Genomic DNA, 21,900 nt, shown 5'->3' with positions numbered 1-21,900 from the left:
ATAGCGGATTTGAAAACCCCAAACTAAAAAGAGCGCCCATATGGCGCTCTTTCTCATTCTATAACTGGGTGGTTAACTGATTAGTTGTTCTCAATCAGGTTGTTACCACCGATAGCAATCTTACGTGGTTGCATGGCTTCAGGGATTTCACGAACTAAATCGATATGAAGTAGACCGTTTTCCATTGATGCACCCACGACTTTTACGTAATCCGCTAGCTGGAATTTACGTTCAAAATCACGTTCTGCAATACCTTGGTAAACGTAGTTTTTGCCTTCTTCGGCTTTACGTTCGCCCTTCACAATCAACATGTTTTCGTTTTGAGTCAGATCGAGCTGTTCTTCAGCAAAGCCAGCAACGGCCATAGTAATACGGTAGTTGTGCTCGTCTTTTTGCTCAATGTTGTATGGAGGGTAACCGCCAGAAGTATTTTTCGCTGTATTCGCTTCCATCAGGTTTAGCAGACGATCAAAGCCAATTGCATTACGGTATAGTGGTGAGAAATCTACATTACGCATAAATCTATCCTCTTAATTAAGCAATAGTCTTAGTTCAGATGAGTTTCATCCTACTGGCGTGTTTATGCAAAAACCAACGCCGAACTAAGAGATTCTTATCATTCCACTGGCCTTGGTTTGGCTCGGAGACATGATATTGAATCTAAAGGTTTAAGTTGTGTGCTAAAACGCCATATCCTCTTCTGAGCGATCTCGTTTTAGCGATTTCAGAGGGCTGGTCTTCTAGTCTCTAGCAAGCCAGTCACCCTCTTCACAACTAGATATAAGGTCGTCAAAAATGACTTTCAAGGGAAAAAATAAAAAATTTTTAAAGCATCCACTATCCCCTTGAACAGCTTAGTTCCTCATCACTTCACGATCAGTGATAAAAAGCCCACCGTTCTGGAGGGCTCAATCTACACTTTACTTGCGGGAGGATTTACGCGCTTTTACAACGCCCTTTTCTGCCGCCTTTTCCTGCTTTAGTTTGCGCTTTTCTTTTAGACTCAACTGCGGTTGTTTCTTTTCTTTCTTACTCATGACTTCACCTCTATTTATTGGCACAACAGACAACCACACAGCATTTTCTGAGCTGGTGGCTGCGAGTGATGAACAATTTCAGTAATCACAAAGCAGCGTCGCTGATTAAAAATTTCCACTTCGAGCGCATCATTTTTAGCTCGACCTAACAGTCGAGATCCCAAATAAGAATCGACCGCGAGCATACCTGTCATCGGCTGCCCCTTGCGCGAGCTGACTAACGTCATGCGATATTGATAGGCGCGTTCAACATCCACTAAGCGAACCGTGTCCCCAACCGCAATACGAGTTCGGTTACGGCAATGGGCTTGTTGCTCGCAGGTTTCAAATAGCGATAACAACCTTAGTGGTGATTGATAGGTTAAAAAGCGACTGGTTAACCACCAAGTTCGCAGCGCCAAGCAGTACGCTGAGAACCAGCGTTCAAACATGATTATTTCCTTCTTAATGCCTTGTCTTACAAATAAATTCAGTGCATTGAACCGGAAGTGCATCACTTCCGGCTTAGTTCAGGAAAGTCATCACCATTTTCTTAGTCTCCTTAATCATCAGCTCTTCAGCACTATAGCGAGCAGAAAAAAGAAAGCAAAAGCGCTCAAGCGAACAAAATGGCGAGAAAAAAAGAAAACAGATATAAAATGGCAGGCTTGATCGGGTTGTTGGCAGTTAGTACCAGAAAAACATCCGCTTTAGCAGAAAGTGGCGATTTTAGCTGGTGGTACAACAAAAAAAGCAGCGATTTCTCGCTGCTTTTTACGATCACGAACAGTGTCGTTATACGTCTAGGTTCGCTACTTTCAGTGCGTTCTCTTCGATGAAGTTACGACGAGGTTCTACTTGGTCACCCATTAGCGTAGTGAACAGTTGATCTGCACCTACCGCATCTTCAATCGTTACCTGCATCATACGACGAGTTTCTGGGTCCATGGTGGTTTCCCAAAGTTGGTCTGGGTTCATCTCACCTAGACCTTTGTAGCGCTGACGGCTTAAGCCACGCATTGACTCTTTCACTAACCAGTCAAGCGCTTCTGCAAAGTTTGCCACTGGCATAGTACGCTCACCACGTTTGATGTACGCGCCTTCTTCCAGAAGTCCATCAAGTGCTTCTGATAGATCAGCCAACTTGCCGTACTCTTTCGAGTTTAGGAAGTCGATGCTAATTGCATGTTCGTGCGTCACGCCGTGAGTACGAACCACAATCTTAGGCAAGTTTAAGCCTAGCTCTTCGTGCTGCTCAACTTCGTAGCTGTACTGGCTTGCCCCCACTTCTTTCGCATTCAGCTGTTCAATAAGCTGCTTCGTCCAAGCTTCCACAACTGATGCGTCATGGCATTGCTCTGGCGTTAGGCGAGGAGTGTAAATCAACTCGTTTACCAAAGCACTTGGGTAGCGACGGCTCATACGTTCCGCCAGTTTAATACCCGCATTGTACTGTTGAACAAGCTTCTCTAGTGCTTCACCAGCCAGTGCAGGTGCTTCTGCGTTTACGTGTAGCGATGCATTATCCAGAGCTAATGATACTTGGTATTGGTTCATCGCTTCTTCATCTTTGATGTACTGCTCTTGTTTGCCTTTTTTCACTTTGTATAGTGGTGGCTGAGCGATGTACACGTAACCACGCTCGATAAGCTCTGGCATTTGACGGTAGAAGAAGGTCAACAGTAGCGTACGGATGTGCGAACCATCGACATCGGCATCGGTCATGATGATGATGTTGTGGTAACGAAGCTTGTCCGGGTTGTACTCGTCACGACCGATACCACAACCTAGTGCGGTGATCAGTGTTGCTACTTCTTGAGAAGATAGCATCTTGTCGAAACGTGCTTTTTCTACGTTAAGAATCTTACCTTTTAGCGGTAGGATTGCTTGGTTCTTACGGTTACGGCCTTGTTTTGCGGAGCCGCCTGCCGAATCACCCTCCACTATGTATAGTTCAGAGAGTGCCGGATCTTTTTCCTGACAGTCTGCAAGTTTACCTGGAAGGCCAGCTAGGTCTAGCGCACCTTTACGGCGCGTCATTTCACGAGCTTTACGCGCTGCTTCACGAGCACGTGCTGCATCGATGATTTTCGAACAAACCATCTTCGCTTCTGTCGGGTTCTCAATCAGGAACTCAGACAGTTTTTCACCCATTGCAGACTCAACAGCTGATTTCACTTCAGAAGAAACCAGTTTGTCTTTTGTTTGGCTTGAGAACTTAGGATCAGGCACTTTCACCGAAACAACCGCAGTTAGACCTTCACGCGCATCGTCGCCTGAAGTCGCTGTTTTCGCTTTCTTCGAGAAACCTTCTTTATCCATAAAGCTGTTCAATGTACGTGTTAGCGCAGCACGGAAACCAGCAAGGTGAGTACCACCATCACGCTGTGGGATATTGTTGGTAAAGCAGAAGATGTTCTCTTGGAAACCATCGTTCCATTGCATCGCCACTTCAACTGAAATGCCGTCTTCACGCTCAGAGTTAAAGTGGAAGATTTTTTCGATGATTGGCGTTTTGTTGGTGTTTAGGTGATCAACGAACGCTTGAATACCACCTTCATACATGAAGTGATCATGTTTGTCCGCTTCACGTTCATCAACCAATTTGATCGACACACCAGAGTTCAGGAATGACAGTTCACGCAGGCGCTTCGCCAGAATGTCATAGTGGAACTCTGTGTTAGAGAACGTCTCGGCACTTGGCCAGAAACGAATTTGTGTACCGGTTTTATCCGTATCACCCACAACGGCTAGTGGCGCTTGAGGCTCACCATGGCGGTAGGTTTGCGTATGGATATGGCCACCACGATGAATCGTTAGCTCAACTTTCTCTGATAGTGCGTTTACTACTGAAACACCTACCCCGTGAAGACCACCCGATACTTTGTATGAGTTATCGTCGAACTTACCACCCGCGTGAAGAACCGTCATGATTACTTCTGCTGCAGAGACATTTTCCTCTGAGTGGATTTCTGTTGGAATGCCACGACCATCATCGCTAACGGAAACCGAGTTATCCTCATGAATTGTCACAACGATGTCTTTACAGTGACCTGCCAACGCTTCATCAATTGAGTTATCCACCACCTCGAAAACCATGTGGTGAAGGCCGGTGCCGTCGTCCGTATCGCCGATGTACATTCCTGGACGCTTACGTACCGCATCCAGACCCTTCAGTACCTTAATACTCGATGAATCGTAATTTTCAGACATGAGTTTCTCTCTTCTAGTTTGACTCTATCCTGCCATGTTCCACATGAAACAATTTACCGTTATCGTCCAACATATCGGCGATTTGGCTTTCAGTGATAGAGCTTACAAATACTTGTGCGCCCGTCTCTTTTAAGCAGTCAGCAAGACGCTTGCGACGTTGGCTATCTAATTCCGACGCGAAGTCATCAATTAGGTAAATGCATTGTTTACCGGCCATCTCTGTCAGGTGTTGCCCTTGCGCTACACGCAATGCACACACCATGAGTTTTAATTGACCGCGTGACAGAACATCTTCAACGGGCGTTCCGTTCACTTTAATGCGCAAATCAGCTTTGTTTGGGCCACTAAAGGTGTATCCCAATGCCTGATCACGCTCAAAATTCTTTTCTAGTATCTCGTGGTATGGAGTGTCTTTATCCCAGCCACGATAATACTTCAATTGGATCTCAAATTCTGGCAAAAATGTCTGACAGATAGTTTCTGCGACGGTTTTCATCTGCTCGATGTAACTTGCTCGCCATTGGCTGATGTTTTCAGCCAACCCTGCCATTTCCTGATCCCAATAACTGAGCTCACGATAACTATTGGCGGTTTTCAACAACGCGTTGCGCTGCTTGTTCAGGCGCTTGAACCTTCCCCATGCTTGATAAAAAGCGGGCTCGGTATGAAACACGCCCCAATCAATAAACGCACGACGATGTTTAGGGCCATCTGTCAGTAAATCAAACCCTTCTGGGTGTATCAACTGCAGAGGCAGAACTTGTGCCAACTGCGCTAATTTTTGTCCAGATTGACCGCCTATTTTAACCTCTGTTGAGCCATCACGCTGCTTATTAATGCCGATAGGTAGCTCAAATTGATCCGAGTTCAAAAAACGACCATGAACAAACAGTTCGTCACACTCATTTTGTATCACTCGTCCGGTGAGAGAGCTCTTGAATGAGCGGCCATGCCCGAGCAGATAAACCGCTTCTAAGACACTGGTTTTACCGCTGCCGTTCGGCCCGATAAGAAAGTTAAAGCCTGCTGATAACTCAATATCACAGGCTTTAATGTTTCGAAACTGCTGAATGATGAGACGAGAAAGAGGCATTCAGTTGGCTTATAGACGAATTGGCATCACCACGTACATGGCACTGTCATCGTCGGCATTTTCAATCAACGCGCTGGCGTTAGCATCCGACATCGACACACGTACATTTTCACAACGCAACGTGTTCAGAACATCAAGCACATAGCTTACGTTAAAGCCGATTTCGATGGCGTCACCTTCAAAGGTTACATCAAGCATCTCTTCCGCTTCTTCTTGTTCTGGGTTATTCGCGGTTATGCGCATTTCAGTATCAGCCAGATTCACTCGCACGCCACGGAATTTTTCGTTGGAAAGAATCGCAGCACGAGAGAAGGCTTGGCGCAACTCGTCACAACTTGCTATTAGTGTCTTATTGGTGCTCTGAGGCAATACACGGCGGTAGTCAGGGAAACGACCATCAACCAACTTAGAGGTAAAAGTAAAGTTATTCACCTCAGCACGAACATTGGAGCTACCGATCTGAAGTACTACGGGCTGCTCTGGCGCATCCATCAACTTTACTAATTCTTGCACACCTTTGCGTGGCACGATGATTTGCTTCTGCGCAAAGTCCGCACCTAGCTGAGTTTGCGATACCGCCATACGGTGGCCGTCCGTCGCCACGCTGCGTAGCGTGGTGCCGTCAATTTCAAACAACATGCCGTTGAGGTAGTAACGAACGTCTTGATTCGCCATCGAGAACTGAGTTTTGTCGATCAGCGTACGTAAATCAGCTTGGCTCAGTGATACTTCCACTTCGCTTTGCCAGTCTTCAATATTAGGGAAATCGTTCGCAGGAAGCGTTGCCAACGAGAAACGGCTGCGACCAGAGCGAACTTGTACACGATCACCTTCTAATACAAATGTGATGATCGCATCGTCCGGTAAACCGCGGCAGATATCGAGAAACTTACGCGAAGGAACGGTAATGCTGCCCGCTTCAAAATCACCTTCTAGCGTCACTTTGCTTACTAACTCTACTTCAAGATCGGTTGCCGTCATCGACAATACGTTCTCTTCTACTTTAAGAAGTAGGTTACCCAGGATTGGCAGGGTTGGTCGGCCACCTAAAGCGCCCGAAACCTGCTGTAGCGGTTTGATTAAATGACTACGTTCAATGGTAAATTTCATGCTTGGCTCTTTACGCTGTCAGCTCAATAAATGATTTGCTTAGAATACCGTTATTCTAACCGATTACGAAGACAGGGTGCGAATCAAGTTAGAGTAATCTTCTTTAATGTCGTGGCTCTCTTCACGCAGCTGCTCAATCTTGCGACAAGCATGAAGTACGGTCGTATGATCGCGGCCCCCAAACGCATCGCCAATTTCAGGCAAGCTATGGTTGGTTAGTTCTTTTGCTAACGCCATAGCCAGCTGACGAGGACGCGCTACAGAACGAGAACGACGCTTAGACAGCAAGTCCGCTACTTTAATCTTGTAGTATTCCGCCACTGTCTTTTGAATGTTATCGATTGTCACAAGCTTCTCTTGTAGAGCAAGCAGATCGCGCAGCGCTTCACGAACAAAATCAATCGTAATTGGACGGCCAGTAAAGTTCGCGTTCGCAATAACACGGTTCAGTGCACCTTCTAGCTCACGAACGTTCGAACGCAGACGCTTGGCAATGAAGAATGCCACTTCATCAGCAAGGTGGATTTGGTGATCTTCAGCTTTTTTCATCAAGATCGCCACACGCGTTTCAAGCTCAGGCGGCTCGATCGCAACAGTAAGACCCCAACCAAAGCGAGATTTAAGACGATCTTCAACGCCATTAATTTCTTTAGGATAACGGTCAGACGTTAGAATGATCTGCTGATTACCTTCCAATAGTGCGTTGAAGGTATGGAAGAATTCTTCTTGTGAACGTTCTTTATTAGCAAAGAATTGGATGTCATCGATAAGGAGCGCATCCACGCTGCGGTAGTAGCGTTTGAATTCTTCAATCGCATTGTTTTGCAGCGCTTTCACCATGTCTTGCACAAAACGTTCTGAGTGCATGTAGACCACTTTTGCGTTCGGGTTGTTATCCACAATCGCGTTACCCACCGCATGCAATAAGTGGGTTTTACCCAAACCCGTGCCGCCGTATAGGAATAGTGGGTTGTAAGCTGCACCTGGGTTATCCGATACCTGACGCGCCGCAGCCAAACCCAGTTGGTTCGACTTACCTTCAACAAAGTTATCGAACTTGTGTTTTGGGTTCATGTTTGAGCGGTGATTGATAGCCGCAATCGCTTGAGCGTCGTCATCCCAGGTTTTGTGTACTGGCTTACGCGCCTGTAATTGCGCAGGTGCAGATGACTCGGCAGCCACATCTGCAGGCGTACGTGTCGGCGCTGGTTTTGGTGCAGAGACAGGTCGGCTCCCCACTTCAAAACGTAAGTTAGGAATATCGCCACCGCAGTATTCCTGCAGTAAGCGAGTAATATTGTTCAGATACTTATCACGCACCCAGTCCAACACAAAGCGGTTTGGCGCGAATAGAGTGAGAGTATTGTCATTGAGCTCCGCTTGTAGCGGACGAACCCACATGCTGAATTCTGTAGCTGGTAGCTCTTCTTGAAGCTGCTGCAAACATTGCAGCCAAAGCGAAGATGACACGGTGCCCCCACTGAGTAATTGAATTATCGGAAAAGACTGGCAATTTTACCTGTTGATAACCAAGATCGCCAGCGATTGATCGACGATCCAGTGAATAAGATCCAAGTTATTCACAATTATTTCTGCAAACTTGATGAGATCAACACACCTTGCCCCAAATTTGCCCACACAACGATCCACAATTGGGCAAAACTCACAAGATCGAGCGATTGGTGATAAGTCTGTGTATTATTTTATTCCCAATGCTGATTTTGTCGATCATTTCGCTAGGTTCAGTTCGCATTTTCGTCACATTTAACATTCTTCTTCTATTATCTAATAACTCACAGGTCTAGGTTATTGCTCTTGGTTATTTATTTAATTGAGCTAACTAACAGTAGTATTTCCAACCATAAAATTATGGAGATGTATTATGAAAAACTGGATTAAGGTTGCCGTTGCAGCCATTGCACTGTCGGCAGCAACCGTACAAGCCGCTACTGAAGTCAAAGTTGGTATGTCAGGTCGCTACTTCCCGTTTACTTTTGTAAAGCAAGACAAGCTACAAGGCTTTGAAGTCGACATGTGGGATGAAATCGGTAAACGTAACGATTACAAAATCGAATACGTAACAGCCAACTTCTCTGGTTTATTTGGTCTTTTAGAAACTGGTCGTATCGATACGATCTCCAACCAAATCACCATGACTGATGAGCGTAAAGCTAAATACCTATTTGCTGACCCTTACGTTGTAGATGGCGCACAAATTACCGTGCGTAAAGGCAACGACAGCATCAAAGGTGTTGACGATCTTGCGGGCAAAACCGTTGCGGTGAACCTAGGCTCTAACTTTGAGCAACTGCTGCGTCAATACGACAAAGACGGCAAGATCAACATTAAAACGTACGACACAGGTATCGAACATGACGTGGCGCTCGGTCGTGCAGACGCGTTTGTAATGGATCGTCTTTCTGCGTTAGAGCTGATTAAGAAAACTGGCCTTCCTCTGGAATTGGCAGGCGAACCGTTTGAGACCATTCAAAACGCATGGCCTTTCGTTGACAACGAGAAAGGTCGTAAGCTGCAAGAAGAAGTAAACAAAGCACTGGCTGAGATGCGCGCAGATGGTACAGTAGAGAAAATTTCCGTGAAGTGGTTTGGCGCTGACATCACGAAATAAGAACTCTTTGTACTTTAGGCCGCAAAGTGGTATCACTCTCGGACTAAAATAAACTTACGTAAAGGTGGAACTTGTTTTCCACCTTTTCTTTTCTCTAGCCTTTAGGTAAGCCGTATGGGATTTGACTTTAATTACATGTTGGAACTGCTGCCGATATTGCTGAAATATCTTGGCACAACCATGGAAATGGCGACATGGGGATTGGTGTTTTCGCTGATTTTATCCGTCATTTTAGCCAATATTCGCGTATTTAAACTGCCAGTTCTGGATCAATTAAGCCAACTGTACATCAGCTTCTTCCGTGGCACCCCACTGTTGGTTCAGCTTTTCCTGCTTTATTACGGCTTACCGCAAATTTTTCCATTGATGGTCGGTATCGACGCCTTTTCAGCAGCGGTGATCGGTTTAACGCTGCACTTTGCCGCTTATATGGCGGAAAGTATTCGTGCCGCCATTATTGGCATTGATCGCAGCCAAATGGAAGCGAGCTTATCGGTCGGTATGACGACATCCCAAGCAATGCGCCGAGTGATTTTACCTCAAGCAACGCGTGTCGCACTGCCTTCATTGATGAACTATTTCATCGATATGATCAAGTCAACGTCTCTCGCTTTCACGCTTGGTGTGGCCGAAATCATGGCGAAAGCACAGATGGAAGCCTCATCAAGTTTCCGTTTCTTTGAAGCTTTCCTTGCGGTTGCTCTTATTTACTGGGGAGTGGTGGTGATTCTGACTCGCGTACAAATCTGGGCAGAAGCAAAACTGAATAAGGCGTACGTACGATGATTAAGTTAGAAAATATTCACAAACGTTTTGGTGAGACTGAAGTGCTGAAAGGCATCGACCTCGATATTAAGCAAGGTGAGATCATCGTGATTATCGGCTCAAGTGGCACGGGTAAATCAACCTTGCTGCGTACGGTGAACTTTCTAGAACAAGCAGATGAAGGTCGTATCACGATAGATGACATCTCCGTTGATACTCAAAAACACACTAAAGCCGAAGTATTAGCGCTGCGTCGTCGAACTGGCTTTGTGTTCCAAAACTATGCCCTGTTTGCCCACATGAATGCGCGCCAGAACATTGCCGAAGGTCTAGTGACCGTTCGAGGCTGGAAAAAAGCCGATGCTCTCAAACGAGCGCAACAAATTCTGGATGACATCGGTCTTGGGGATAAAGGCGATAGTTATCCAGCGGCATTGTCTGGCGGCCAACAACAACGTGTGGGTATCGGCCGAGCGATGGCGCTGCAACCAGAACTGCTGTTGTTTGACGAACCAACTTCTGCGCTGGATCCGGAATGGGTCGGTGAAGTTCTCTCATTAATGAAGAAGTTAGCTAATCAGCATCAAACCATGCTGGTGGTAACACACGAGATGCAATTTGCTAAAGAAGTCGCTGATAGAGTGATCTTCATGGCGGAAGGCAATATCGTTGAGCAAGGTTCTCCACAGGATATCTTCGATAATCCACAAGATCCTCGTTTGAAAAAATTCCTTAACCAAGTAGGAATAGAGTAACGATCAAGCATCAGGATCGATTGATCCTTGAGATTTTACTCACACTACGTATAATCGCCCGGCCGGAATTTCGTACTCATTGAGTCATTGACACATTATGTGAGTGTGATTACAATTCCGCCTCTTTGTTGAGAGGCGTCGGTTGTCCTTCTCTATATAAAGAGCTTCTTTATATAAGAAAGCAAATACCCACGCCGGGTTTAACAAGAACCTAAAACTACTGATCAGTAAAGGTAATTATCATGAAACGCACTTTTCAACCTACAGTTCTAAAGCGCAAGCGTACTCACGGCTTCCGTGCTCGCATGGCAACTAAGAACGGTCGTAAAGTTATCAACGCACGTCGTGCAAAAGGCCGTGCGCGCCTATCAAAATAATCGCTAGTTTATTTTGAACACGTACGCGTTTAATCGGGAGTTACGTTTGTTAACTCCCGAGCATTATCAAAACGTCTTCCAGCAAGCTCATCGAGCTGGCTCGCCTCATTTCACCATCATTGCTCGCAATAACAAACTTTCTCACCCACGATTAGGTTTAGCGGTTCCCAAAAAGCAAATCAAAACGGCTGTCGGTCGTAACCGATTTAAGCGTTTGGCTCGTGAAAGCTTTCGTAACAATCAACATCAGCTTCCAAACAAAGATTTTGTTGTGATTGCGAAGAAAAGCGCGCAAGATTTAAGCAATGAGGAAATTTTTAAGTTGTTTGATAAGCTATGGCAACGCCTGTCTCGCCCTTCACGTGGATAGCCATTGGGCTCGTTTATCTGTATCGCTGGTTTATCAGCCCTTTGATTGGTCCTCGTTGCCGGTTCACACCAACCTGTTCCACTTACGCGCTAGAAGCTTTGAGAGCTCACGGTTTTGTAAAAGGATGTTGGTTATCAGGCAAACGTCTATTAAAATGCCACCCTTTGAATGAAGGGGGGTATGACCCCGTTCCACCAGTCCAAAAACAAGACAGAGATAACTAACGATGGATTCTCAACGTAATATCCTGCTCATCGGTTTGGCCCTGGTTTCTTTTTTGCTGTTTCAACAATGGCAAGTTGCAAAGAATCCAGAACCTCAAGCAGTTGAACAGGCTCAATCAAGCAGCACTCTACCTGCACCATCTTTTGCTGATGAACTTGACCCAGTTCCTGGTCAACAGCAAGCTTCTGCAAAAACTATCACAGTAACGACTGATGTTTTAACTCTGTCGATCGACACCGTTGGTGGCGATGTGGTACATGCCAACCTTAACGAATACTCTGCTGAGTTAGATTCATCAGATTCCTTTGTTCTGCTTAAAGACGCTCAAGGTCACCAATTTATCGCTCAAAGCGGTCTAGTGGGTCCTCAAGGTATCGACTTGAGCAGCACAAATCGCCCTCACTACAACGTAAGTGCAGACAGCTTCACAATGGCTGACGGTCAAGATGAACTTCGCGTTCCGATGACATTCACTGCAAACGGCATCGAATACACCAAAACTTACATCTTTAAACGCGGCAGCTACGCGCTTAATGTTGAATACGATGTAGTGAACAACTCAGGCAACAACGCAACATTTGGTATGTACGCTCACCTACGTCAAAACCTAATGGACGATGGTGGTAGCATCACAATGCCTACTTACCGTGGTGGCGCATACTCAACAGAAGATACGCGTTACAAGAAGTACAGCTTTGATGATATGCAGGATCGCAACCTGTCTCTTAACCTAGCCGATGGCCAAGGTTGGGCAGCAATGATTCAGCACTACTTTGCCGCAGCTTGGATCCCACGTAACGAACCAGGTACTAACCTATACACTCGTGTAATTGGCAACCTCGGCGACATCGGCGTTCGTATGCCGAACAAAACTATCGCAACAGGCGATCAGGCTAAGTTTGAAGCAACACTTTGGGTTGGTCCAAAACTGCAAGATGAAATGGCAGAAGTGGCACCTAACCTAGACCTAGTAGTGGACTACGGCTGGTTATGGTTCATTGCGAAGCCTCTTCATATGTTGCTTTCATTCATCCAGAGCTTTGTTGGCAACTGGGGTGTGGCAATCATCTGTCTGACCTTCATCGTTCGTGGTGCAATGTACCCACTAACAAAAGCGCAATACACGTCTATGGCGAAAATGCGCATGCTACAGCCTAAGCTGCAAGCAATGCGTGAGCGTATCGGTGATGACCGTCAGCGCATGAGCCAAGAAATGATGGAACTGTACAAGAAAGAGAAAGTGAACCCACTAGGTGGCTGTTTACCTCTTATCCTACAGATGCCTATCTTCATCGCGCTTTACTGGGCACTAATGGAATCGGTTGAGCTACGTCACTCTCCATTCTTCGGTTGGATTCATGACCTTTCAGCGCAGGACCCTTACTACATCCTGCCTCTACTGATGGGTGCGTCAATGTTCCTAATCCAGAAGATGAGCCCGACAACAGTAACGGATCCAATGCAGCAGAAGATCATGACCTTTATGCCGGTTATGTTTACCTTCTTCTTCTTGTTCTTCCCATCAGGTCTCGTTCTGTACTGGTTGGTGTCGAACATCGTAACGCTTATCCAGCAAACTCTGATCTACAAAGGATTAGAGAAAAAAGGCTTACACAGCAAGTAACCTTTTAGGAAATGATTGAGAAAGGCGGCCAAAAGGTCGCCTTTTTGTTTTTGGCTGATTACAATTCAGCTAATTAATTGTGATGGCTCCCTAGGTATCTTCCCTATAGCCCAGCTCAAAAGGCAAAATTATGACTACAGATACGATTGTCGCTCAAGCGACCGCGCCTGGTCGTGGCGGTGTCGGTATTATTCGAGTTTCTGGCCCTAAAGCCAACCAAGTGGCGTTAGAAGTCACTGGCAAAACACTAAAGCCCCGCTACGCAGAGTACCTGCCGTTTAAGTCAGAAGATGGCACTGTGCTTGATCAGGGCATCGCACTGTACTTCCCTAACCCACACTCATTTACCGGTGAAGACGTACTTGAGCTGCAAGGCCATGGCGGCCCTGTCGTGATGGATATGCTGATAAAACGCATTCTAGGTATAGATGGTATTCGAGCTGCTCGCCCTGGTGAGTTCTCTGAACGCGCATTTCTGAACGATAAACTCGACCTCGCTCAAGCCGAGGCGATCGCAGACCTCATTGATGCCAGTTCTGAAGAAGCAGCAAAATCGGCACTGCAATCCTTACAGGGCGCATTTTCAGGCCGCATTAATACCTTAGTTGAGTCGCTGATTCATTTGCGTATCTATGTTGAAGCAGCCATCGACTTCCCTGAAGAAGAGATCGACTTTTTGGCCGACGGTAAAGTGGCTGGTGACCTACAAGCCATCATCGACAACCTAGATGCGGTGCGCAAAGAAGCTAACCAAGGCGCTATTATGCGTGAAGGGATGAAAGTCGTGATTGCGGGTCGTCCAAATGCGGGCAAATCAAGCCTACTGAACGCGCTATCGGGTAAAGAATCTGCAATCGTAACCGACATCGCAGGAACCACGCGTGATGTACTGCGTGAGCATATCCATATTGATGGCATGCCACTACACATTATTGATACAGCAGGTTTGCGTGATGCTTCCGATGAAGTAGAGAAAATCGGTATCGAACGCGCGTGGGATGAAATAGCCCAAGCAGACCGCGTGTTGTTCATGGTGGATGGCACGACAACCGATGCCACCGATCCGAAAGATATCTGGCCAGATTTTGTGGATCGCCTACCAGACAACATTGGCATAACTGTGATCCGTAATAAAGCGGATCAAACGGGTGAAGATATGGGGATCTGCCACGTCAATAACCCTACTCTTATCCGTTTGTCAGCGAAGACTGGTGCAGGGGTTGAAGCTCTGCGCGATCATCTCAAGGAGTGTATGGGCTTCTCTGGCAACAGTGAAGGTGGGTTTATGGCTCGTCGTCGTCATCTCGATGCATTAGAACGTGCCGCACAGCACCTTCAAATAGGCCAGGAGCAGCTTGAAGGCTATATGGCAGGTGAAATATTGGCTGAAGAGCTACGTATCACCCAACAACATCTCAATGAGATTACCGGTGAGTTCAGTTCTGACGACTTACTGGGACGAATCTTCTCTTCATTCTGTATCGGGAAGTAAAGTGGGCAAATAACGGAAAACAACAGCAAGCAACGGTAGATAACATACTGATTTTATTAAATCGTCATTTGCCGTTTGTTTCCATCCGTTGCCGTTAATTGCCAAATCTAGTCCCCAGTTGGTCCCCAATGACATGATAAATGCCGTATTGGGGACCAATTGGGGACAAACATGAAAATTTTCATTGAAAAACGGACACTTAAAGCAGATGGAACGCGAACATTGCGTCTCATTTATGACCACGGTTATACCACTAAATCAAACGGATCTCGTCAGCGAAAACGTGAACACGAAGTGCTGGATCTGTTTATCTATGACAAACCCAAAACACCAGCTCAGCGAAAACATAACAAAGAGCACCTTCTCCTAGCCGAAACCATTAAGAGTAAACGACTGGTTGAGTGGCAATCCCAAAAGCATGGTTTTGAGGATAGAACTAAGCGTTCAGCTAGCTTCATTGATTACTTTCAACGGCAAATTGACATCAAAGAACAAACCACCTCAACCTCCAACCACTCGATCTGGCTTTCAGCACGTAAGCACCTGCTGTTCTACTGCGGGAAACATGACCTTAGCTTTGATGAGCTGGATAAAGACTGGTTAGACGGATTTAAGTATTACCTGACCAATGAAGCGAAAACCAAAAGTGATACCGCGTTATCTCGCAACACACAAAGCTCCTACTTCAATAAAGTTCGCGCGGCGATCAACGAAGCGCATCGAGAAGGTATTATTCGTGATAACCCGCTTTCACAAGTGACCAGTATCAAAGCGAAAACGACTAAGCGTGTTTATCTCACATTGGATGAGGTCAACGCTTTAGCTCACACAGAATGTCGCTACCCAGTCCTTAAACGTGCGTTTTTGTTCTCATGTGCAACGGGGATGCGTTGGTGCGATATCCATCGACTTACTTGGTCAGAAGTAGAGACATTCAATAATCACAAACGAATTATCTTCGACCAAGCCAAACTCTCTCAGGGCGATGCTAAGAGCCTTCAGTATTTAGACATACCAAAGTCAGCAGAATCACTTTTGGGTAGCCCCAAAGCCTCTCACGAGCGCGTATTCAAGGGATTAAAATACTCTTCTTATATAAATGTAGAGCTGCTTAGATGGGCTCTGGCTGCTGGAATAAGTAAGCACGTTACGTTCCATGCTGGTCGTCATACTTTTGCTGTAATTCAGCTTAGCCGAGGAATCGATATATACGCAGTATCGAAACTGCTCGGCCACAGCGAACTCAAGACAACCGAGATCTACGCTGACATCATAGAACAACGTAGGATGGAAGCCATGCTCACATTCCCCGATATTTTTGCTTCTTCTGGAAAGGATTCAGCGGCCTAAGGCCGCTGCTATAGAAGGTACTACTTACGAGAAGTGGTGGCGACATAGTTTGCTGCCCTTTTTTCGATCTCATAGTGAGATGAAACACGCTGCTCCTCAACCCATTTCATTATGGCTTGACGCTCAAATCGGAGATGCTTACCAAGTTTAAAAAATGGTATTTCCGCAGAGCTAGTCAACTTGTACAGCTGATTTGTAGACAAACCGAGTAAGACAGCACATTCATCAACCGTTAGAATGTCCTTTCCAAGGAGTTCCACCTTTTGTTGCTGCAAACGCTGCTCTAACACAACCCGCTCGACATGATCGATTTTAGCCAAAATGGACTGGAGAAGGACCTGTTCATTGCTTGTCATAACTCCTCCTCCATGTCACTACGTTGGGAAATGTGGGAAAACTGGGAAACGGATTACGCATCGGCTGTCAGCTCCTCTAGTTCTTCGATAATTTGGGAAGGTGTAAAGGCAAAGAACCTTTCCAACTTGCCATTCACTTTTACTCGTAGCGTCCCCCTGGCTCCCTCGTTTGATTCAAACCAGCGCCTTTGAACTAGAGGAGTCAATTGACTGATGTATTGCTTGCGCAGCTGGAGATCACGGATAAACACATTTTTATGGATCAGCCACTGGATCTCATCTCCGTCTTGCCGGTAGTACCCCGTACTTGATGATCTTCCGCTGGATATCTCACTTAACTGCTTTTCCCATCTGGCGAGAGCTTGTTTCAATGCCAATAGCACTTCAAACTCTTCATGATTTTGAGTGTGTCCTCTCGCTGCAATCCAGCGCTGAAAAATGCTGTACACAGAGAATAAAGACTCTTCTTCGCTCCACGGTACAAGTTTGTGTCGAGAGGCCAGTGAGAGCGCAACGGCAACTAAGCAAAAGCGATGTAGAACTCTGAGAACTTGAGCTGACATGCAGCTTTCCTTCCAGCGCTGCATCAACCTATCCGTTTCCGATCTTAACAACAGTTCCAGATCTGGCTGCTTTACTATCAAGCACATCCAAGCTGGAAATAACGAACCATAGTGCTTTTTCGTTGCCTCTTCCAAATGTTTGGCAAATTCGTGAGAGTCATTAAATCGGTGAATGCTAGAAAAACAGCCATATTTTTCCGTCAGCGGTATCTCAACTATTCTGACCAATTGGCCTGCGGCGGGTTTTTTGCCGATCTCTTCCAGCAAATCAATCAAACCAACCTCACCAGTGCTAAGTACAAGGGTTCGCCACTTTGCTTGTTTACCCAAAGCACCTGTAATTAACATTCTTAACTTTCCATCGCCATTCACAATCTGGTAAGCCGCTGTATCCAAATTCTCACTTCTCGCCATGCCAATCTCATCGAGCGGCAACATGACATCGTTGTAATTGACTGATACAGATTCGATACCATTGTTCGTGCTATACCAAGTCTTCTTGTAAGAGTGGGAACCATAAACAGACGATCCGACGTAAATAGCACCAGACTTACCTTGGCTTGATGAACCCATTAAATGAAACACTGAGCTTTCTCCTCCCGATGGTGCTAGTAGCGGTGCGGCAAGTGCGACTCCAACAGCAAATATCAAGGTTGGGTTTCCACTCAAAAGACAACCTATCTCCTGTTGCCAATTAGCTAGACTACCTTTGACTTGAAAATTACTATCAACAATTGCTCCAGCGTAAAAATATGGCTCCTCGGATGCACCAAAAGTGGTTTCCGTCGTCACGAATACATCGTCATGCCAGCCTGTATTAAATGCACTGATGCCAGATGGCGCTTGTTTTATCTGTTGGCGTAAGTAACGCAATATAAGGCCCCAATTGTATTTATCATCTTCTAGCCAAAAGCCGCGATCAAATAGCTCCTCACGAAGTGTGTTACTTGCGCTACCTAAAATTCGATTTGCAGGTACAACCAACCGGACAGGAACAAGATCCATATTCACAAACTCAATACAGGCACCGTAACCTGACTTTTTATCTTGCGCTCTAACTCGTGCTACGACAGAAAGCTCAGAGCTAATAGCCAACCAACCTTCTTCCTTGTCACAGTATTCCAGTGCGTTATTTTTGTTTCTATACATACACACCTCACCGTCACAGGCTCAAAAGCCACTTCTGCACATCTTCAAGACGAAACCTCACACTTCGTGCACCTGGTGATAAGTTCACTGGAGAAGGAAAGGAACCATTTTTCACGTAACGGCGAATCGTCGCTTGAGATAGTTGCGTTAGTTTGCAAACTTCTTGATAGCTTAATAGCTGATTTGATTGTTTTTGTTCGGTCATAACTACTCCTGACAGTTAGTGAATAATCAAGGAATAGTTTGCAGGGAGAGCAACGCAAAGGCGCGCGGTACTCAGGCCCATTTTGGGCAGTTTTGAATGAAAGATGGCCTGTAAAATAGGGTATTTAGAATTACAGAAGCAGATAATGAGGCGGTAATGTGAGTGGGCATTGCTTCACCGTTATTCACCAAGCCACAAAGCGCTATGCGTTAAGTAACCTGCTCATGCGTTAAGCTGTTCATCATGGTTAACGCATAGTGATTAGAGACACACTTTCACATGTGAAAGTAGCAAAACATGATGCTTTGAACGGACAAAACAACTAAGTGTACCGATTTGACGAAAACGGTACACCTCCCTCATCCCAAGCAATCACTACGCCAATTTCTTCTCGCTTTTTTGACCCAAGTACTCACCACTACACATAAAACCCGCTAAGATACAAAAATTACAATTTGTAGGTTTGTAAGCCACATGAAATCAACCAAGATAGACCCTCAACTACTTGAAAAAGCGACGAGTATCTTTGCTGAGTTAGGTTTACCGATTGAACAGGCCATCAACGTATTTTTAGCAAAGTCCGTTCAAGCAAAAGGCTTTCCGTTTTCGGTTGCCCTTGAAAATGAAGCAGGGGCACAAGGAGCCTTACACAGCCAAATACAAAACAAAATCAGCAATGCCGAAATAACCGAAGCTATCCAAGACTTGGTTGAACACGCTCTGCCACTGAGTGAAATAGAAAACCTCACGCAGCTAACCTATTGTCGCAACACCTTCGGGTTGTCATTCCCGGTGCTAAAACTGGCTAAATCACCACGGCCAGAAGACATTCGCAGTGCAGCAAAAGATGCCAAAGAGCGAAACCGCTACTCCACCACGAAAGTGGCCCAGCGAGGTGAAAAAAACTACGTGATTTGCACCCAGTGGACCGACAGGCACCGCAATGCGTTTTGTCGGTGGCAAGCCATCTTTAGCAATGGAGCGTAATAACTCATCAAAAGAACAACCAAGCACCAAATTAAAGACGGGCCACCTAGCACAATAAGGAGAGCGATAATGCTTAAGAAAATACAATACATTAAGAAGCTTGGTGTCTTCAAAGACTTCAGTTGGGATAGTGAAGTAAAAAACAAAGGTGGTGCTGTTCAGAACTTTGTTGATATCAACATCATCTATGGTCGCAACTACTCGGGTAAAACCACACTATCACGTATTGCGCGTGCCCTAGAGACTGGCTATTTATCTGACAAATATGGAGCGCCATCGTTCCAGCTAAAATTTGCTGACAACTCAGATGTAACACTCGAAACCTTATCTAGCCGTAATAAGAATATTCGCGTATTTAACGAAGATTTTATTAAAGAGAATCTACGCTTTATCACTAATCCTGACGACAGCATTGAGCCATTTGCTATTTTAGGTGATGACAATAATAAGATCGAAAAAGAGATTGAAGCTCTAGAGGTAGAGCTCGGTTCTAGTATTGAAGGACAAGAAACCGGTTTGTTTGCCGAAAAAAATCAGGCCGCAGTTGCATACAGCAATGCTTTTACCGCTCATAAACAATCGAATGATAGTCTAGAAAAACAATTGGGTGATAAAGCGACCAATAAAGACATCGGCATTAAATACAAGCCTGAGCGTTTTGGTGATCAAAACTACACCATTACTAAATTAAAGGCTGATATTAAAACTGTAAGTAGCCCTGATTTTCAGCAGTTAACATCAGAGCAAGTGAGCGAGCACGAAAAGCTGATTGATGAAAAAGTTTTACCTGCTATACCGGCTTTTTCGCCGCCTAAGCTAAGTTTTTTGAGCTTGGCACAACAAGTTGAAACGCTGGTAACCAAGCCCATCAGTGAGTCTGACAAAATTCAGGAGTTAGTAAAAGATGCAGTGCTTAACCGCTGGGTCAATGAAGGTCGAACCCACCATCGAAACAAGTATGAAAAATGCGCATTTTGCGACAATGAAATTTCGTCAGAGCGATGGGCAGAGCTTGATAAGCACTTTGATGAAGAATCTGAGCTATTGGAAAAGTCGATTGACGCGTTACTTGCTAAGATTGAAACCGAAAACCAAACAGTTCATGCCGCACTCACCATTGATCAATCTGTTTTTTACTCCAAGTTTTACTCACAACTGACCGCATTGGATTGCAGATTAAAATCTGCAACCAAAGACTATCTGCTTGCTTTAGGTAATCTAGCCAAGCAACTGAAGGCGCGAAAAGGTGATATTTTAAACGCTAAAGATTATGAGAGCGTCGATGATGACACCTCGAAACTAACGCAAATCTGGCAGGAATATAGTGACCTTTGCGCTCAATCAGAGCTATTTAGTAGCTCATTAGCCGACGAACAAACCAAGGCTAAAGCCGACTTGCGATTGAAAGAGGTCGCTGAGTATTTGCTTACGATTGATTACCAAACACAGCTCAATTCAATTGAAACCTTACAGCAAAAAAGAGACGAGGCTCAGCAAGCGCAGGAGGCTATCAATGCAAATATTTCCAAAAAACAAGCACAAGTTACGGCTAAGAAACGTGAACTGAATGATGAAGAAAAAGGGGCTAAAAAGGTAAATGAATATCTGAATAATTTTTTCGGGCATCAGTTTTTGACGTTGGAGGCTAAAAAGGATGAAGGACCAACGCAAGAGGAAAAACGTATTCGGTTTGAAGTGCTCCGTGACGGTAAGAAAGCTTATCACCTAAGCGAAGGTGAGTGCAGCTTGCTGGCATTCTGCTACTTTTTGGCCAAGTTGGATGATGTCGCAACCAAAGACTCTAAACCCATTATTTGGATTGATGATCCTATCTCCTCGCTCGATGGCAACCATATTTTCTTTATTTATAGCTTGTTGAATGCGGAAGTGGTCGAGAAGGGGAAATTTGCACAGCTATTTGTTTCAACACACAACCTTGATTTCTTAAAGTATTTGAAGAGGCTTAAAGACAATTACCTTACTGCTGAAGGCGACAAGGTGAAATGTCAGAAAGCTTACTTTGTTGTGGTTAGGCAGGATAAAAAATCCACCTTACAGGTAATGCCGTCGTACTTAAAAGAATATGTTACTGAGTTTAACTACCTGTTTCATCAGATCCATAAATGTGCCTCTCTTGATACTATCGATGATACCAACTACGTAACCTTTTATAATTTTGCCAACAATGCGAGGAAGTTTTTCGAGATTTATCTCTATTACAGATATCCCGATCAAGGCATGACGCCGGAGACCCTAAGTGCATTTTTTGGTGAAGATAGTATTCCGGCGGTTTTAACTGACAGGATTAACAATGAGTATTCTCACCTGTCAGGAGTCTTTGAGAGGGGCGCATCCCCTGTTGAAGTTCCAGAAATGCAAACTACCGCTAGACAAATCATTGAACGACTCAAGCAAGATAGCGACCAATTTACTTCATTGATGAAAAGTGTTGGTGAGGCAGTTGAGGTGGAAACCGTATGATCTGGGATACTGACTCAGTATTCATAACTCATAACGTGCGAGGCTGAACTTATGGCAGATAAAAGCCCACACAGCCTCTCAAGGGGAGTTTGTTCTTTTTACAAGTGCCGACAGTCAAACCCGTTTAGAGTGCCGCTTTG

General features: G+C 45.3%; 20 protein-coding genes. 11 read left to right on the top strand and 9 right to left on the bottom strand.

Annotated features, from left to right (window positions below; all coding sequences use genetic code 11):
* Positions 1-80: 80 nt before the first annotated feature.
* From R8N47_RS18935 to dnaA, 6 genes are all read right to left on the bottom strand, one after another.
* A complete protein-coding gene (locus R8N47_RS18935) occupies positions 81-518 on the bottom strand; it encodes an Hsp20 family protein (RefSeq protein ID WP_005378857.1) in 438 nt (145 codons plus the stop codon).
* 533 nt (positions 519-1,051) lie between these two features.
* Positions 1,052-1,468, bottom strand: coding sequence for a GreA/GreB family elongation factor (locus R8N47_RS18930; protein ID WP_054579440.1), 417 nt, complete (start codon positions 1,466-1,468; stop codon positions 1,052-1,054).
* Between the two features lie 343 nt (positions 1,469-1,811).
* The gene (gyrB, locus tag R8N47_RS18925) at positions 1,812-4,229 is read right to left on the bottom strand and encodes a DNA topoisomerase (ATP-hydrolyzing) subunit B (protein ID WP_005378841.1); all 2,418 of its coding nucleotides are present in this window, start codon (positions 4,227-4,229) and stop codon (positions 1,812-1,814) included.
* 13 nt (positions 4,230-4,242) lie between these two features.
* Entirely contained in the window at positions 4,243-5,322 is a 1,080-nt protein-coding gene (gene recF / locus R8N47_RS18920) for a DNA replication/repair protein RecF (RefSeq protein WP_005378839.1), read from the bottom strand.
* Between the two features lie 9 nt (positions 5,323-5,331).
* Positions 5,332-6,432 carry a DNA polymerase III subunit beta gene (gene dnaN, locus R8N47_RS18915; RefSeq protein WP_005394106.1) on the bottom strand — a complete coding sequence of 367 codons (1,101 nt, stop codon included), beginning with the start codon at positions 6,430-6,432 and terminating at the stop codon, positions 5,332-5,334.
* A gap of 63 nt (positions 6,433-6,495) precedes the next feature.
* The gene (gene dnaA / locus R8N47_RS18910; protein ID WP_005378835.1) at positions 6,496-7,902 is read right to left on the bottom strand and encodes a chromosomal replication initiator protein DnaA; all 1,407 of its coding nucleotides are present in this window, start codon (positions 7,900-7,902) and stop codon (positions 6,496-6,498) included.
* Positions 7,903-8,314: 412 nt separating this feature from the next.
* On the opposite strand from dnaA, the gene R8N47_RS18905 reads away from it, so the two are divergent.
* From R8N47_RS18905 to R8N47_RS18865, 9 genes are all read left to right on the top strand, one after another.
* Entirely contained in the window at positions 8,315-9,061 is a 747-nt protein-coding gene (locus R8N47_RS18905; protein WP_005378831.1) for an amino acid ABC transporter substrate-binding protein, read from the top strand.
* Between the two features lie 114 nt (positions 9,062-9,175).
* A complete protein-coding gene (locus tag R8N47_RS18900; protein ID WP_005378829.1) occupies positions 9,176-9,847 on the top strand; it encodes an amino acid ABC transporter permease in 672 nt (223 codons plus the stop codon).
* Entirely contained in the window at positions 9,844-10,581 is a 738-nt protein-coding gene (locus R8N47_RS18895; RefSeq protein ID WP_005378827.1) for an amino acid ABC transporter ATP-binding protein, read from the top strand. Before R8N47_RS18900 ends, R8N47_RS18895 begins: the two co-directional genes overlap by 4 nt.
* Positions 10,582-10,823: 242 nt before the next feature.
* Entirely contained in the window at positions 10,824-10,958 is a 135-nt protein-coding gene (gene rpmH, locus R8N47_RS18890) for a 50S ribosomal protein L34 (protein ID WP_005378825.1), read from the top strand.
* Positions 10,959-11,004: 46 nt separating this feature from the next.
* On the top strand, positions 11,005-11,328 hold the full coding sequence (rnpA, locus tag R8N47_RS18885) for a ribonuclease P protein component (RefSeq protein ID WP_005394102.1): 324 nt from the start codon (positions 11,005-11,007) through the stop codon (positions 11,326-11,328).
* On the top strand, positions 11,295-11,552 hold the full coding sequence (yidD, locus tag R8N47_RS18880) for a membrane protein insertion efficiency factor YidD (RefSeq protein ID WP_005378822.1): 258 nt from the start codon (positions 11,295-11,297) through the stop codon (positions 11,550-11,552). The genes rnpA and yidD overlap by 34 nt, the downstream gene beginning before the upstream one ends.
* Before the next feature lie 2 nt (positions 11,553-11,554).
* Complete coding sequence (gene yidC / locus R8N47_RS18875; RefSeq protein ID WP_005383834.1) at positions 11,555-13,177, top strand: membrane protein insertase YidC; 1,623 nt, start codon at positions 11,555-11,557, stop codon at positions 13,175-13,177.
* Between the two features lie 130 nt (positions 13,178-13,307).
* Positions 13,308-14,669 carry a tRNA uridine-5-carboxymethylaminomethyl(34) synthesis GTPase MnmE gene (mnmE, locus tag R8N47_RS18870; RefSeq protein ID WP_005383836.1) on the top strand — a complete coding sequence of 454 codons (1,362 nt, stop codon included), beginning with the start codon at positions 13,308-13,310 and terminating at the stop codon, positions 14,667-14,669.
* Between the two features lie 171 nt (positions 14,670-14,840).
* Complete coding sequence (locus R8N47_RS18865; RefSeq protein WP_102589823.1) at positions 14,841-16,019, top strand: site-specific integrase; 1,179 nt, start codon at positions 14,841-14,843, stop codon at positions 16,017-16,019.
* Between the two features lie 20 nt (positions 16,020-16,039).
* Here R8N47_RS18865 and R8N47_RS18860 read toward each other — a convergent pair whose 3' ends face one another.
* From R8N47_RS18860 to R8N47_RS18850, 3 genes are read right to left on the bottom strand one after another with little or no spacing between them, the layout of a single operon-like run.
* A complete protein-coding gene (locus R8N47_RS18860) occupies positions 16,040-16,375 on the bottom strand; it encodes a helix-turn-helix domain-containing protein (protein ID WP_193243349.1) in 336 nt (111 codons plus the stop codon).
* Between the two features lie 53 nt (positions 16,376-16,428).
* Complete coding sequence (locus tag R8N47_RS18855) at positions 16,429-18,087, bottom strand: DUF927 domain-containing protein (protein ID WP_025796235.1); 1,659 nt, start codon at positions 18,085-18,087, stop codon at positions 16,429-16,431.
* A gap of 13 nt (positions 18,088-18,100) precedes the next feature.
* Positions 18,101-18,292: a helix-turn-helix transcriptional regulator gene (locus tag R8N47_RS18850; RefSeq protein WP_025796237.1), complete on the bottom strand. Its 192-nt coding sequence runs from the start codon at positions 18,290-18,292 to the stop codon at positions 18,101-18,103.
* Positions 18,293-18,766: 474 nt separating this feature from the next.
* Here R8N47_RS18850 and R8N47_RS18845 point away from each other — a divergent pair, with 474 nt between their 5' ends.
* Positions 18,767-19,279, top strand: a complete 513-nt coding sequence (locus R8N47_RS18845; RefSeq protein WP_318070374.1) for a type II toxin-antitoxin system RelB/DinJ family antitoxin — start codon at positions 18,767-18,769, stop codon at positions 19,277-19,279.
* 69 nt (positions 19,280-19,348) lie between these two features.
* A complete protein-coding gene (locus R8N47_RS18840; protein ID WP_203487942.1) occupies positions 19,349-21,760 on the top strand; it encodes an AAA family ATPase in 2,412 nt (803 codons plus the stop codon).
* Positions 21,761-21,900 lie beyond the last annotated feature (140 nt).

It is taken from the genome of Vibrio sp. 2132-1, assembly GCF_033344315.1.
The sequence above is the reverse complement of the archived record's forward strand: the minus strand, read 5'-3'. Positions and strand labels throughout refer to the sequence as shown.

Bases quoted from the DNA above. Each gene is read 5' to 3' on its own strand.
- R8N47_RS18935 (WP_005378857.1), bottom strand. From the start codon at position 518: ATGCGTAATGTAGATTTCTCACCACTATACCGTAATGCAATTGGCTTT.
- R8N47_RS18930 (WP_054579440.1), bottom strand. From the start codon at position 1,468: ATGTTTGAACGCTGGTTCTCAGCGTACTGCTTGGCGCTGCGAACTTGG.
- gyrB (WP_005378841.1), bottom strand. From the start codon at position 4,229: ATGTCTGAAAATTACGATTCATCGAGTATTAAGGTACTGAAGGGTCTG.
- recF (WP_005378839.1), bottom strand. From the start codon at position 5,322: ATGCCTCTTTCTCGTCTCATCATTCAGCAGTTTCGAAACATTAAAGCC.
- dnaN (WP_005394106.1), bottom strand. From the start codon at position 6,432: ATGAAATTTACCATTGAACGTAGTCATTTAATCAAACCGCTACAGCAG.
- R8N47_RS18905 (WP_005378831.1), top strand. From the start codon at position 8,315: ATGAAAAACTGGATTAAGGTTGCCGTTGCAGCCATTGCACTGTCGGCA.
- R8N47_RS18900 (WP_005378829.1), top strand. From the start codon at position 9,176: ATGGGATTTGACTTTAATTACATGTTGGAACTGCTGCCGATATTGCTG.
- R8N47_RS18895 (WP_005378827.1), top strand. From the start codon at position 9,844: ATGATTAAGTTAGAAAATATTCACAAACGTTTTGGTGAGACTGAAGTG.
- rpmH (WP_005378825.1), top strand. From the start codon at position 10,824: ATGAAACGCACTTTTCAACCTACAGTTCTAAAGCGCAAGCGTACTCAC.
- yidD (WP_005378822.1), top strand. From the start codon at position 11,295: ATGGCAACGCCTGTCTCGCCCTTCACGTGGATAGCCATTGGGCTCGTT.
- yidC (WP_005383834.1), top strand. From the start codon at position 11,555: ATGGATTCTCAACGTAATATCCTGCTCATCGGTTTGGCCCTGGTTTCT.
- mnmE (WP_005383836.1), top strand. From the start codon at position 13,308: ATGACTACAGATACGATTGTCGCTCAAGCGACCGCGCCTGGTCGTGGC.
- R8N47_RS18865 (WP_102589823.1), top strand. From the start codon at position 14,841: ATGAAAATTTTCATTGAAAAACGGACACTTAAAGCAGATGGAACGCGA.
- R8N47_RS18860 (WP_193243349.1), bottom strand. From the start codon at position 16,375: ATGACAAGCAATGAACAGGTCCTTCTCCAGTCCATTTTGGCTAAAATC.
- R8N47_RS18855 (WP_025796235.1), bottom strand. From the start codon at position 18,087: ATGTATAGAAACAAAAATAACGCACTGGAATACTGTGACAAGGAAGAA.
- R8N47_RS18850 (WP_025796237.1), bottom strand. From the start codon at position 18,292: ATGACCGAACAAAAACAATCAAATCAGCTATTAAGCTATCAAGAAGTT.
- R8N47_RS18845 (WP_318070374.1), top strand. From the start codon at position 18,767: ATGAAATCAACCAAGATAGACCCTCAACTACTTGAAAAAGCGACGAGT.
- R8N47_RS18840 (WP_203487942.1), top strand. From the start codon at position 19,349: ATGCTTAAGAAAATACAATACATTAAGAAGCTTGGTGTCTTCAAAGAC.